This window comes from Synechococcus sp. J7-Johnson (genome assembly GCF_024345795.1).
GTDB lineage: Bacteria > Cyanobacteriota > Cyanobacteriia > PCC-6307 > Cyanobiaceae > Regnicoccus_A.
Window position 1 is genome coordinate 14,617 of the sequence record NZ_JAGQBU010000032.1, and the last position, 12,653, is coordinate 27,269.

Consider the following 12,653-nt stretch of genomic DNA (forward strand, 5'->3'; position numbering starts at 1 on the left):
ATCAGTCTGGTCGGGCCCTGGCGGGAGAGGCTGTAATGGAGTGGCAAAACGAGCAACCAAGCTGGCTGTTGCGGCGACGGGTTCTGCCTCAGCACACCGATCACGGGGGAGTGATGTGGCACGGTGCCTATCTCGCCTGGCTGGAGGAGGCCAGGGTGGAGGCCCTCGCAGCGGCGGGGCTCCCCTACGCCACCCTCTCGGCCCGGGGACTTGAGCTGCCGGTGCTGACCCTGCAGGTCGACTACCGCCAGGCTGTGGGCCATGGTCAGCTGGTGGAGCTGCGCAGTCAGGCCCAGCCCCGTCGTGGACTGCGGCTGCCCTGGATCAGTCGCTTCATGCTCAGCGGCGAGCTGCTGGCAGCAGAAGCCCGGGTGGAACTTGCGCTGGTGCGGCGCCAGGGAGCGGGCCTTCAGCTGATGCGCCGCTATCCGCCGGAGCTGGAGCTGGCGCTGCAGCGGCTGATCGACGGACCCGGCAAATCGTGCTAGTACGGATGTACTGAAAGGCAAGGCCATGGGCGAGTTGCTGTCGCTGTCCGTCGCGCGTGGCTTGTGGGGAGGAGCTGCCACCGCTCCAGCTGGCTTGGCCAGTGCTTCCTTTCCAGGCCCTTCGGATTGCCCCTGTCGGTTCCCCTCTGGCCTCGCTCCTGGTTCCAGCAAGCGCTGGGCTGAGCAGCGCCAATGGTGGCTGCTCTGGAGCATCTGTCCTGGTCTGGGCTGGCGCCGCCTGGGCGAGCTGGATCGGTCCTGTGGTGGGCTGGCGCAGGCCTGGACGGCCAGCAGCACCGAGCTGGCCGCTCTGAGCGGATTCGGGCCAGGCGTGCTCGCCAGCATCGAGGTTCACCGTCAATGCTGGGGTCCGGATCCGCTCGGAGCGGGAGGCTGGCCCTCCCAGGCTCCAAGGCGGGTGCTCGTGCCGGGTGACCCCTCCCGGCCCGCCTCCCTGAATCAGCTGCAGCGGCCGCCAATGGCCCTGCACTGGACTGGCAGGGGATCCCTCTGGGCTCCCCTGCGGCGGCGCCAGGCGATTGCGGTGGTCGGGACCCGCCGACCCTCACCACATGGGCTGGCCATGGCTGAAGCGCTGGGCGCCGCCCTGGCAGAGGCAGGCTGGCCCGTGGTGAGTGGCCTGGCGGAGGGTATCGACGCCGCGGTGCATCGCGGTTGCCTGGAGCGCGGCGGACGGCCCATCGGTGTGCTCGGCACCCCGCTCGATCGCGTCTATCCCCGCCATCATCACGATCTTCAAGAGGCCGTGGCCCGTCATGGCCTGCTGGTGAGCGAGCATCCGCGGGGCACTCCCGTGCGGCGAGGCCATTTCGCCGCACGCAATCGCCTTCAGGTGGCTCTGGCCCAGGCGGTCGTGGTGGTGGAGTGCCCAGAGTCCAGTGGAGCGCTTCACTCCGCCGCCCTGGCCTGGGAGCAGGGGCTGCCGCTTTGGGTGGTTCCCGCCGATGCCGGCAAGCGCTCCGCCCTGGGTAGCAATCGCCTTCTGGCCCAGGGGGCGAGTCCGCTGTTGGCAGCCTCGGATCTGATCGCCCAGCTGGGCGCCGGCCCCCTGGGCCGCCCTGAGGCCTCCAACACCTTGGCGGGCACAACCTCGCTCACCTCACCCCCTTGCGCACTGGATCAGGCTCTGCTGGCCGCCCTGGGACAGGGGGCCTCGCTGGAGCAGCTGGCCCTGGCTTTGGATCGGTCTGCGGCTGAACTGGCCACCCAGCTGCTGCATCTTGAGCTGACGGGTCATGTCCGTGCCGAGGCGGGTCTTCGCTGGCGTCCTGCCTCAGGGGCCCTTGCCTAGGTTTGGGTGATGTCTGCCTCCAGGCCCTTCCCCAGCGTCTCGCCGCACCAGGCTCTTGCCAGCCCAGCGCCAGCAGCAACAGGCCAACTGATCCTGGGCGCCGATCTTCTGGCCTGGCGGCGGCAGCGGCTAGCTGAAGGGGGCCGTGCAGCCGACCTCGACTGGCTGCTCGACCTCGGCGCCGGGCTGCGCTGGACGCAGTTGCAGCGGGTCTGGCTCGATCCCGCTTCGTCCGTGCGGTTGCATACCGGGCTGGGCGAACTCACCGGCCACTGGCGGCAGCATCTCGAGTGCCATACCCCGCTTCAGTACCTGGTGGGGGTCTGTCCCTGGCGGGAGTTCTCCCTGGCGGTGTCCCCTGCCGTGCTCATTCCCCGCCAGGAGACCGAAGTGCTGGCGGATCTGGCTTTCGCTCTGGCTGAGGCCCTGCCGAGCCCGGTCCACAGGCCACTGACCTGGGCAGATCTCGGCACCGGATCCGGCTGCCTGGCGCTGGCGCTGGCCCAGGCCCTGCCCCGGGCACAGGGTCTGGCGGTCGACTGCTCTTCCCTGGCCCTGGCCCAGGCCGCGATCAATCTCGAGGAGGCCGGTTTCCTGGATCGGGTCAAGCTTCATCTCGGCCAGTGGTGGGAGCCCCTACGCCCCCACTGGGGTGGGCTTGACCTGGTCGTGAGCAATCCCCCCTACATCCCCACGGCGGTTCTCGAGGGGCTCGAGCCAGTGGTGCGCGAGCATGAACCTCGCCTGGCTCTCGACGGAGGACCGGATGGACTCCAAGCGATCCGAGCCCTGGTCAGAGGAGCCTGGGAGGCCCTTGCCCCAGGCGGCTGGTTGCTGCTGGAGCACCACCACGATCAGAGCGATGCCGTGGCTGAGCTGCTTCTCTCCAGCGGGCTGGTGGAGGTGACCGCCCACCACGACCTGGAGGGGCGGTGGCGCTTCGCTCAGGCCCGGAGGCCCATGCCTGGGGCTTGTCCAGCAGGATTCGAATCCGGAGAGTCCCTTCTGCCGTGATGGTTCGCTCTTCCCAGCCACCAGCCAAGCCAGGCCTGGCTCAGGCCCTGTCTGTAGCCCCCCTGGCTGAATGGATTCTCGCGGGCGGTCCGGCGATTTTCCCCACCGATACACTGCCGGCTCTGGCGGCTCTGCCGGCAGCCGCCGGGCAGATCTGGGCGCTCAAGGCGCGTCCGAGCAGCAAGCCACTGATCCTGATGGGGGCGGAGCCTGAGACGTTGTTCGCTGCGCTGGAGCTGCCGCCGCACCCCCAATGGCTGGCGCTGGCTGAGCGCTGCTGGCCCGGTGCCCTCACCCTGGTGCTGCCCGCCCGGGGCGCGGTGGTAGGCGCCCTGCAGCCCGGAGTGGAGGCTGCCGACGCCAGGCTTGGCCTGCGCATTCCGGCCTGCGAGCGGGCCCGCGAGCTGCTCAGCCGCACTGGTCCCCTGGCCACCACCAGCGCCAATCGCTCCGGCGACCTCCCGTGCCTCACGGCTGCCGAGGCTGCGGCCATGTTCCCCCAGGTGCCAAGGCTGGCTCCGTTGCCCTGGCCCCAACCGTCAGGACAGGGCAGCACGGTGCTCGCCTGGAGCCAGGCTGGAGCCTGGCAAGTGCTGCGCTCCGGTGCTGTGATGCCGGATCTGGATCTTTTCCACAACTGAGGTCGCGATGCTCTGGCTTGTGCTGGGTGTTTTGGTCACCCTCGGTTTGTCCCACACCTTGATCGAGCCCTGGTTGACCTGGGCAACCCCGGAGGCGGGATTGCATGGTTGGGGCTGGGCTGGCCTGGTGCTGGTGGGCTTTCTGCTGGCTGGTCGCCGGACATGATTCGGGCTGCGGTCTTCAATCAGGCCACTGATCACCAATACCAACACCAACACCAGGATCAGAACCTTGATCAAATGGGGCTGGGGAGGGGATTGAGGGGTTGACAGCAAGCCGGCTAACGGATTTGAACCGATGGCCTTCGCTTTACAAAAGCGCTGCTCTACCACTGAGCTAAGCCGGCACGGCGCTGAGCTTATCGCTCGCCCCGCGCCCACAGCAGCAGCTGGGAACGATTGCTGCAGCCCGCCTTGGCCAGCAGGCTTGACACGTGGCTCTCAACGGTCCTGGGGCTCAGCACCAATTCCGCTGCGATCGCTTTATTGCTCAGGCCGTGCACCAGCCAACCCAGCACCCGTTGCTCGGCCGGGGTGGGAGACAGATCCACCAGGGACATGGGTCAAGGTTCAACGGTCCGGTTCTGAGGATTCCCACCCGTTCCGTCTTTGTCCCCTGGGGATGATGAGTTGTCTGGCCTCAGACGGTGGCCATCGAGGGATCGGCGCCGGGGGGCAGTGGATTGGGCCGGGCCCGCTTGATCGGCAGGTTGGCCACCAGCGCGGTGACGCGGTCCTCAGTTTCGAGGCTCACGTCCCCCTCCTCCAGGTCAATCTCCACGTACCGGGAAACGACTTCGAGAATTTCCCGGCGCATCTGCTCCAGCAGTTCGGGGTTGAGGTCGCTGCGGTCGTGGGCCAGCACCAGTTGCAGCCTTTCGCGGGCCATGCCCGCACTGGCCGGCTGACGACCGAGCAGCTTGTCGATGAAATCGCGCAAGGTCATCGCGGCTCAGAAGATTTTGGTGTGCATCAGGCGGCCCAGCTTGGCTCGCAGGCCCTGGCCCTCCTTGGTGGGGTCGGCCAGGGGCACCTCTTCGCCACGCAGCCGGCGGGCCACGTTGGTGTAGGCCTGACCTGCCGGTGAACGGGTGCCGTTGAGCGTGAGCGGCTCACCCCGATTGGTGGAGATGATCACCTGGTCGTCTTCCAGCACCAGGCCCAGCAGCGGCAGGGCCAGGATGTCAGTGACATCGCTTACCGAGAGCATCTCCTGGTTGGCCATCATCCGGGGTCGCACCCGGTTGAGCACCAGTTGAATCGGCTCGATCTCGCGGGTCTGCAGCAGACCGATCACCCGATCGGCGTCACGCACGGCCGACACCTCCGGTGTGGTCACCACGATGGCTTCGCGGCAGGCGGCGGCGGCGTTCTTGAAGCCGTCCTCGATTCCAGCTGGGCAATCAATCAGCACGTAGTCGAACTGCTCGGCCAGCAGACCCGCGATTTTTTTCATGTCGTCGGGCGTCAGCCACTCGAGCATGCGTGGGTTGCCGGCCGGCAGCAGGGAGAGGTTGGGCTCCTGCTTGTGCTTAACCAGAGCCTGCTCCAAACGGCAACTGCCGGAGAGCACCTCCTGAGCCGTGTACACGATCCGGTTCTCCAGACCAAGCAACAGATCAAGGTTGCGCAGGCCGAAGTCGGCATCAAGCACGGCGGTGCGGGCTCCCTGCTTGGCCAGGGCGATGCCCAGATTGGCCGTGAGCGTGGTTTTGCCGACGCCACCTTTGCCGGAACAGATCAGAATCGTTCGGTTCTGTGCGCTCGTCACGTGTTTGCCAGACGTGCCCCAGATTATGGCCCCCATTGCCGGCCAGCCCATGGATAAGGACCCCGCCTTCCAGCAACGGTCTTTGGTGATGCCCGAGGACGGCATCGAGGCGGTGGTCGATCTGATCGATCAGGCCCGCGAGGAGCTGCGTCTCAAGCTGTTCAAGCTCGAGTCCGAGGATCTGCAGGAAGCGCTGCTGAGGGCCCATGCTCGAGGTGTGGCTGTGCGGGTGATGCTCAATCCCTGCGCTTCAGGGGGTGTCCGCTGGAACGATCAGGCCTTCGGCAGGCTGCAGTCGTCGGGTCTGGAGGTGTCGTGGACTAGCGACTCCTTCCCGGTGACCCACGAGACATCGATGGTGGTGGACAACCAACTGGCCCTGATCGCCACCTTTGACTTTTCCGATCAATCCTTCAGTGAAACCCGCGACTACGCGGTCCTGAGTGCCTCAGCTCCCGTGGTGGAGCAGGTGCGCGCAGGCTTCGAGGCCGACTGGCACCGTTCTTTTTTTGAGCCGGATCTGGGCGTAGGCCTGGTCTGGAGCAGTTTTCACAGCCGCCGGCAGATGGCGCGCCTGGTGGACTCCGCTGAACGCACCCTCTGGATCCAGCACCCCAAGTTCGCGGACGCTGTGATTCTCGATCGGATCATCTCGGCCCGCGAACGGGGCGTGAAGGTGCGCGTGCTCTGTGGTGGCAAGCACGGCATCAGCGACTGGGATATCTCAGAGACCCTCGCCTCGCTGCGTCTGATGGAGCGCTTCGGGGTGAAGGTGCGACGCCAGAAGCATCTCCAGCTTCACGCCAAGCTGATCCTGGTGGATGGGGTCTCCGCCCTCCTCGGTTCGATGAGCATCGATCGCAGCGCCTTCGACCTCAGGCGGGAGCTCGGCATCGAAACCGACGTCCCCCAGGTGGTGGCACGCCTCAAGGACGCCTTTCAGCACGACTGGGACCTGGCCAGGAACTACCGTGCGCCCGATCCCCTCGATCCCAGTCAGCACGAGAAGGGTGAACGCCCTCCATATCCCCATTTCGTGCACGAATGACTGGACTGTTCTGTCAGGCAACCTGCTGATTCCTTTTGGCCTGCTGCTTCTGCTGAGCGGGTAGGGGGTGATCAACCGCTGAAAGGCGGCCAGCCTGGTTCGGCCGGATCGATGCGAATCATCCCTTCCACGAGGTGGGCCTGTTCGCAGAACCCCTGAGGGGGTGAATCCTCCGGTCCTCTGGCGATCACTTCGGCGATGCGCAGCTGCAGGGGCCGTAGCTGCAGGGCGACGATCCTGGCACTGGGATCACCGTGGCAGCCGGCATGGGCCACACCCCGCAGCCGGCCCCAAACCAGAACGTGTCCGCCGGCGCTGACCCTGGCGCCCGGGTTGACGTCCCCGAGCACCAGAGCTGTGCCCTCCACCTGGAGATGGTCGCCAGAGCGCAGGGTGCCCCGTTGGATCACCAGATCCGGGCTGTTGTGGGAGTCCGGACTGGGCCCTGGGCCGCTGCTCTGCTGCAGGTGTGTGGCGAGGCCGATGGCCGCCGCCGCCACCAGGGTGAGGGCCTGGCGGCCTTCCACGCCCACCAGCTCGAGCCGGTGGGCGGCAAGCTGGCGCTCAAGTCCGCGGAGGTCGGCCACCGTGAGCAGCCAGTCGCCACTCTGGAGAAGCAGCTCCCCATAGCTGATCACACCATGGAGACCCCGGCTCACCTGCTTTGGCAGGGGGGCAGCCTCAGGACCCGCCGCCGGCAGCAGCAACTGGTGGGACAGACCGCTGCGGGCGGCGGGCACGAACTCGGCAGCCATCGCCGCATGCGGAGGAGCCCAACTTAGGCAGCGAGGCGGCGAGAGCTTCCCAGGGCACGGGCCCGCTCCCGCAGGGCTTCACTCACCTCGGGGGGATGGATCAACCAGGCCAGCTCCACCGGCTTCACCAGGCTGGCCACCAGGGGGGAGCAGTCCTCCAGTGCCGCCAGCGACTCCCCATCCCAGAGCCTCAACCCACCTTTATATGGGTCATAGCCGCTGTTCTGCCGCTGCTGAAGGGCGCAGCACAGGCTGGGCCTCAGCCCGGCGGCCTCGCTGAGCCTCTGGGCCAGGGCCAGCAGCTCCAGCCGTCCACCGGCCTCCAGGTGGCTGACATCACTTGCCCGGAGCAGGCGCCGGTCCAGCAGGCGTCCGCAGAGCTCCTGCAGGTCGGGCGGCCCCGCCTCACGCCAGCGCTTCAGGTGGTAACCCGTGCGCAGGTCGTCGTTGGCCAGGTAGGTCTCCAGATCGAGGCTTTCAGGGCGCCACAGCCACAGCGCCATCACCGCATCGGCTTCCACTCCGCCTTCGGGCCCCAGGCGCCGGGCCAGCTGGATCGTCTGGGTCAGCAGCCAGTTGCAGACCACATTGAGCCTGTGGTTGTAAAGGCTGCGGTACATCAGGCTGCGCACCACCAGGTAGTGCTCGACTGCCATCAGTCCTTTCGGGTGCAGCGCCAGGCTGCCGTCGGGAGCCACGGTCAGGGCTCCCAGGATCCGTTCCAGGTCCAGCTGGCCATAGCTCGTGCCCGTGCTGTGGCTGTCCCGCAGCAGGTAATCGAGCCGGTCGCAGTCGAGCTGGCCGCTCACCAGGGAGGCCAGTGCCGGCTGGCGGTGATGACCGTGCTCCAGCAGGTCGGCCACGGCATCGGCGCTGCCGGGGGCATGGCGCTCGAGAGCCTCGCGCAGGGCTGGATGGTCCCGCACCAGCCTTGCCGACCAGGTTTCATGGCGCAGCCCATACATCTCCTCACCGGAGTGACTGAGCGGGGCGTGGCCCACGTCATGGAGCAGGGCAGCGGCATAGAGCACACCCTGGTCCTGCACCAGCTGTGGGCTCTGGCGTTCCAGCTGGTGCAGGGCAAGTCGGGCCAGATGCAACACACCCAGGGAATGGGTGAAGCGGCTTGACTCGGCGCCATGGAAGGTGAGGAACGCAGGTCCCAGCTGGCGGATCCGTCGCAGTCGCTGGAAGGGGGCCGTGTCGATGAGCTCCATGGCCAGGCCTTCGGCCGGGTGGCTGCGCTCCAGCCGGATCGCTCCGTGCAGGGGATCGTGGTAAGTGCGACCGCTCATGTCTTCGGGAGCTCCTGCAGGAGCTGATCGGCGGCCAGCTCCAGCCAGTTGTCGTCCTCCCCGCCTGGATTGAGGGGCTCCGGCTGGGGCAGGAGCCGGTCGGGTGCGATGCCCTGGTTCTGGATGTCACGGCCGCTGGGGGTCACGTAGCGGGCCACGGTGACGGCAAGACCGCTGCCGTCCCCCAGGTTGATCAGCGTCTGGATAAGACCCTTGCCGAAGGTGCGGCTGCCCAGCAGGGGCGAGCGGTCGTCGTCCTGGAGCGCGCCAGCCAGAATTTCGCTGGCGCTGGCGGTTCCCCCATTCACCAGGGTGACCATCGGGCCGCTGTACAGCTGTCCGGCCGCGGCCTGCCGTCGCTCACTCAAACCCTCGCGGTTCATTGTCTCCACGATCGGCTGGGCGGCGATGAAGGCATTGGCGACAGCCACTCCCCCCTCGACCAGCCCGCCGGAGTTATTGCGCAGATCGAGAATCACCCCCTCAACCTGCTCCTGGCCGAATCCCTGGAGGGCCTCACGAACCCCGGCGGGAACCGGCTCGCTGAACTGGGTGATGCGCAACAGGCCGAGGCGATGCCCCCCGCGCTTGAGCACCCTGGAGCGCACGGGTTGCAGGTCCACACGCTCACGCCTGAGCAGCACCTGCCTGGGTTCACTCAGGGGGGCGGGGGGCTTGATCAACAACTGCACGCTGGTGCCGGCCGGACCCCTCAGGCGCGCGGCGGTGGCCTCCAGCCCTAGGCGGCGGCATGGCTCTCCCTCCACCTCCAGCACCTCGCTGCCTGAGCTGATGCCGGCCTCAGCGGCTGGTGACCCATCCAGCGGCGCGATCACCACGATCCCTTGCCCGTCCTGACCCAGGCCGAGCTGCAGGCCGACACCACTGACGCTTCCCTCCGTGGTGGCCCGCAGGGCTTTGTAGTCGGCGGGTCGCAGCACACGGGTATAAGGATCGCCGATCGGCTCGAGCATGGCGGCGATGGCGTCATAGGCCTGGGCACTGGTTTCAATCGGCTGCTCCAGTGCCTTCTGGCGCAGCCGCCGCCAATGCACAGTTTCAAAACGTGTGGGGTCGACGTAGCTCTGGTTCACCAGTCGCCAGGCCTCCACCACCAGCTGCTGGGCATCGTTGAGTGCCAGGGCAGGGCCGGGCTGCAACCACAGCCCCAGGCAGAGCAGCAGGGCCAGCCCATTGGCGGTTGTCCTCCGCCAGGTGATGGGCGGGCTGGAGTGGGGCTTGGGCGGGCTCATTGCTGGCAAGCCGGGAACAGGACGGCAATCACGGCCGAAGCGCGGGTATCGGTAGACTCTCGCAACCCCAACCCAGCACTGCATGGCGAACTCGTCTCCCGCCGCCAAGTCGTCTCCAGTTTTCGACTGGTTCGAGGAGCGCCTGGAACTCCAGGCGATTGCGGACGACATCTCTTCAAAGTATGTGCCGCCCCATGTCAATATTTTTTATTGCCTCGGCGGTATCACGTTGGTGTGCTTTCTGATCCAGTTCGCCACTGGATTCGCAATGACTTTTTATTACAAGCCAACGGTGGCTGAGGCCTATTCCTCGGTTCAGTACCTGATGACCGACGTCAGCTTTGGCTGGCTGATCCGCTCGGTGCATCGCTGGAGCGCCAGCATGATGGTGCTCATGCTGATTCTTCACGTTTTCCGTGTGTATCTCACCGGTGGCTTCAAGCGTCCCCGCGAGCTCACCTGGGTCACCGGCGTGGTGATGGCAGTTATCACCGTCTCCTTCGGTGTAACTGGCTATTCCCTCCCCTGGGATCAGGTCGGTTACTGGGCCGTCAAGATTGTTTCTGGTGTGCCTGCGGCCGTCCCGGTGGTTGGCGATTTCATGGTCGAGCTTCTGCGCGGTGGTGAGAGTGTCGGTCAGGCCACGCTTACTCGCTTCTACAGCCTGCACACCTTCGTGATGCCCTGGCTGCTGGCCGTGTTCATGCTCATGCACTTCCTGATGATTCGTAAGCAGGGCATCTCGGGTCCTTTGTGATCTGAGTTCCAGCAGCAATCGATCGATTCAGCTTCCTCTCTTCTCTCACCACAAACCTGGTGCCCGTGATGCACATCCTCAAGAAGCCTGACCTCAGCGACCCCAGCCTCCGCGCCAAGCTCGCCAAGGGCATGGGTCACAACTACTACGGAGAGCCCGCCTGGCCCAATGATCTCCTCTACATCTTCCCTGTGGTGATCCTGGGCACTATCGCTTTGGTGGTGGGCCTTGCGGTCTTGGATCCAGCCATGCTCGGCGACAAGGCTGATCCCTTTGCTACCCCACTGGAAATCCTGCCTGAGTGGTATCTATACCCTGTATTCCAGATTCTGCGGGTAGTCCCCAATAAGCTGCTGGGCATCGCCCTCCAGACAATGGTTCCCCTGGGTTTGATGCTCATCCCCTTCATCGAGAGCTTCAACAAATTCCAGAACCCATTCCGCAGACCCGTGGCCATGGCTGCCTTCCTTTTTGGCACGGTCTTCACCATCTATCTGGGCATCGGCGCTGCTCTGCCCATCGATAAGTCCCTCACCCTGGGTCTGTTCTGATTCCAACCGTCTGTCTGAGGCAATTCTGATCAGCTTCTACCGACGCGATTGTTTGCCGCCGTTTCCCACGGCGGCTTTTTTATGGCGTTCCGTCGATCGATAGCAACGACACGTCGGCTGGATTGACCCGCAGCAGGTGGTGGAGCAGCAGGAAGCCCACGATTGTCCAAGTCTGGTAGGTGCGGGATTGCTGCCCGACCCAGGTGCCGGTTGGTCCATCGAAGTACTCGGCCCACTGCTGACGCGGCAACTGGTTCAGCTGCGACCAGTAGCACTCTTCGAGCATGGCCTTGGCCTGCCCCATCAGCAGCACATCTGCCCGCGGGTGGCGTTGCTCGTGCTGAAGGATGGCGCCACCAAAAGACCAGAGCAGGCTTGGCCAGTGGCCACCGTTGTGGTAACTCCACGGCCAGTTCTTGGGATCGGAGCCGGTCTTGTTCATCCACTCAGCAGCCTCCATGGGGGGATGACAGATCCGCATCGGCATCTGTGCCATCAGGTGGCTGCGGTTGTGCAGCACCAGCCGGAACAGGGCCCGCTGCTGCGGTGCAGTCAGCAGTCCGAACAGGCAGGCCAGGGAATTGCCCAGGCTGTAGAACCGGAAGTCAGGACGGCCTGTGCGCATGTTGCCGATCAGGTAACCGCCGCGGTTCTCCAGCCAGTCCTGGAGCCAGTCGGGAATCACCTGGGGCTGCACGTTGAATTCGTTTTCGTGCTGGTGGTCGCCGTATTGCTCGGTGGGGCGGCGGCGCAGCACCTGCATCGTCTTGCTGGTGACCCAGTAGTTCTTCAGCAGGAAGGAGCGGAGGTCGTGAATCCACTGGCGGGTGAGCTCCAGACGCTGCTCCAGCAGGCGGCTGCTGCGGTCACGCCGCGCGATCTCCATCAGATGGCCGCAACTGCGCAGGCAGCCGAACAGGAGGACCTCCACCTCCAGGGGGGCTCCCCACACGTCCATCGGACGATCGATCATGAAGGAACAGTCCGGAACGAACAGCACCGGTGTGCCCTCGAAGCTGGGATGCATCACCAGATCGAGCAGCAGCTGTACCCCCCGCTGCACCTTCTGGCTGGCCCCGAACTCCCAGTCCTGGCTACGCTTGACGTAATACCAACAGAGGATCGGCCACCACAGGCTGGCGTCCACCGAGGTGATCCGTCCGATTGAGCGCTGGCCGTAGTCGGCCAGCAGCTGGCCGTTCTCCTCGACAAAGCTGGTGGGGAAAACGCCGCGGGTCTGGTATGTGCTGCTCTGCAGGTCGAGGCAGACGCTCAGAAAGTGACGAACAATTTCAAATCGACCCTCCAGCAGCAGGTGGAGCATCACTGGCACGTTGTCGCGCAGGAACACTTCGCCGTAATTGAGGGCGTCGTGGCTGCGGGGATGTTCCAGGGCGGCTACTGATCCCACCAGGGAGCCCTGTACCGACACCAGGGTGCGCTCGAACTTTTCGCGGGCGCTGGCCACCACAGCGTCTTCCCGGGAGCTGGGCCTGACGCGAAGCCTCTCCTGGCTGAAATGTGTCGCCAAGCCTGGACTCCTCTCGAACGGGGCCGGTGCCAGCGAAACCATAGACAGGAACATCGATCTGAGTAGTCCGGCGCGGTGTACTTCGCTTGATTGCCGAAGTGGGGCAAGACCTGTGGTATGTTTTTGGACTGCGCGTGAGCCGAAAGGCAAGCGCTGCAGGGCTTGCAACTGAAGTGAGGGCGAGAGCCCGCCGCCGGTGTTGTAAGTTTCCAAAGCGGTCGGGAGACCACCGCGAGC

General features: G+C 65.5%; 15 protein-coding genes and 1 tRNA gene. 8 read left to right on the forward strand and 8 right to left on the reverse strand.

Features of this window, described 5'->3' with window-relative positions; genetic code table 11:
* Positions 1-35 precede the first annotated feature (35 nt).
* The 5 genes from KBY93_RS13290 to KBY93_RS13310 all read left to right on the forward strand — a co-directional run bounded on the left by KBY93_RS13290 (position 36) and on the right by KBY93_RS13310 (position 3,621).
* A complete protein-coding gene (locus KBY93_RS13290; RefSeq protein WP_255094909.1) occupies positions 36-488 on the forward strand; it encodes an acyl-CoA thioesterase in 453 nt (150 codons plus the stop codon).
* A gap of 94 nt (positions 489-582) precedes the next feature.
* Entirely contained in the window at positions 583-1,800 is a 1,218-nt protein-coding gene (locus KBY93_RS13295) for a DNA-processing protein DprA (RefSeq protein ID WP_255094910.1), read from the forward strand.
* Between the two features lie 9 nt (positions 1,801-1,809).
* Positions 1,810-2,814: a peptide chain release factor N(5)-glutamine methyltransferase gene (prmC, locus tag KBY93_RS13300; protein WP_255094911.1), complete on the forward strand. Its 1,005-nt coding sequence runs from the start codon at positions 1,810-1,812 to the stop codon at positions 2,812-2,814.
* Positions 2,814-3,455 (forward strand): L-threonylcarbamoyladenylate synthase, encoded by a 642-nt coding sequence (locus KBY93_RS13305; protein ID WP_255094912.1) that lies wholly within the window; start codon positions 2,814-2,816, stop codon positions 3,453-3,455. The genes prmC and KBY93_RS13305 overlap by 1 nt, the downstream gene beginning before the upstream one ends.
* Before the next feature lie 7 nt (positions 3,456-3,462).
* Positions 3,463-3,621, forward strand: coding sequence for a hypothetical protein (locus tag KBY93_RS13310; RefSeq protein WP_255094913.1), 159 nt, complete (start codon positions 3,463-3,465; stop codon positions 3,619-3,621).
* Positions 3,622-3,730: 109 nt separating this feature from the next.
* Here KBY93_RS13310 and KBY93_RS13315 read toward each other — a convergent pair.
* The 4 genes from KBY93_RS13315 to minD form a co-directional block, all read right to left on the reverse strand.
* Positions 3,731-3,802, reverse strand: a tRNA-Thr gene (locus KBY93_RS13315).
* Positions 3,803-3,814: 12 nt separating this feature from the next.
* The gene (locus KBY93_RS13320) at positions 3,815-4,015 is read right to left on the reverse strand and encodes a response regulator transcription factor (protein ID WP_255094914.1); all 201 of its coding nucleotides are present in this window, start codon (positions 4,013-4,015) and stop codon (positions 3,815-3,817) included.
* Positions 4,016-4,095: 80 nt separating this feature from the next.
* Positions 4,096-4,401, reverse strand: a complete 306-nt coding sequence (minE, locus tag KBY93_RS13325; protein WP_255094915.1) for a cell division topological specificity factor MinE — start codon at positions 4,399-4,401, stop codon at positions 4,096-4,098.
* Between the two features lie 6 nt (positions 4,402-4,407).
* The gene (gene minD, locus KBY93_RS13330) at positions 4,408-5,262 is read right to left on the reverse strand and encodes a septum site-determining protein MinD (protein ID WP_255094921.1); all 855 of its coding nucleotides are present in this window, start codon (positions 5,260-5,262) and stop codon (positions 4,408-4,410) included.
* Positions 5,263-5,275: 13 nt separating this feature from the next.
* On the opposite strand from minD, the gene KBY93_RS13335 reads away from it, so the two are divergent.
* On the forward strand, positions 5,276-6,274 hold the full coding sequence (locus tag KBY93_RS13335) for a phosphatidylserine/phosphatidylglycerophosphate/cardiolipin synthase family protein (RefSeq protein WP_255094916.1): 999 nt from the start codon (positions 5,276-5,278) through the stop codon (positions 6,272-6,274).
* A gap of 71 nt (positions 6,275-6,345) precedes the next feature.
* Here KBY93_RS13335 and minC read toward each other — a convergent pair whose 3' ends face one another.
* From minC to ctpZ, 3 genes are read right to left on the reverse strand one after another with little or no spacing between them, the layout of a single operon-like run.
* Positions 6,346-7,029 carry a septum site-determining protein MinC gene (gene minC, locus KBY93_RS13340; RefSeq protein WP_255094917.1) on the reverse strand — a complete coding sequence of 228 codons (684 nt, stop codon included), beginning with the start codon at positions 7,027-7,029 and terminating at the stop codon, positions 6,346-6,348.
* A 23-nt stretch (positions 7,030-7,052) separates the two neighbouring features.
* Positions 7,053-8,324, reverse strand: coding sequence for an HD domain-containing protein (locus KBY93_RS13345; RefSeq protein WP_255094918.1), 1,272 nt, complete (start codon positions 8,322-8,324; stop codon positions 7,053-7,055).
* Positions 8,321-9,577, reverse strand: coding sequence for a carboxyl-terminal processing protease CtpZ (gene ctpZ, locus KBY93_RS13350; protein ID WP_255094919.1), 1,257 nt, complete (start codon positions 9,575-9,577; stop codon positions 8,321-8,323). The genes KBY93_RS13345 and ctpZ overlap by 4 nt, the downstream gene beginning before the upstream one ends.
* 82 nt (positions 9,578-9,659) lie before the next feature.
* Between ctpZ and petB the strand changes: the two genes are divergently transcribed.
* Positions 9,660-10,334, forward strand: coding sequence for a cytochrome b6 (gene petB / locus KBY93_RS13355; RefSeq protein ID WP_006173475.1), 675 nt, complete (start codon positions 9,660-9,662; stop codon positions 10,332-10,334).
* Between the two features lie 68 nt (positions 10,335-10,402).
* Positions 10,403-10,885, forward strand: a complete 483-nt coding sequence (petD, locus tag KBY93_RS13360; RefSeq protein WP_094555178.1) for a cytochrome b6-f complex subunit IV — start codon at positions 10,403-10,405, stop codon at positions 10,883-10,885.
* A gap of 79 nt (positions 10,886-10,964) precedes the next feature.
* Here petD and KBY93_RS13365 read toward each other — a convergent pair whose 3' ends face one another.
* Positions 10,965-12,416, reverse strand: a complete 1,452-nt coding sequence (locus KBY93_RS13365; protein WP_255094920.1) for a glycoside hydrolase 100 family protein — start codon at positions 12,414-12,416, stop codon at positions 10,965-10,967.
* Positions 12,417-12,653 lie beyond the last annotated feature (237 nt).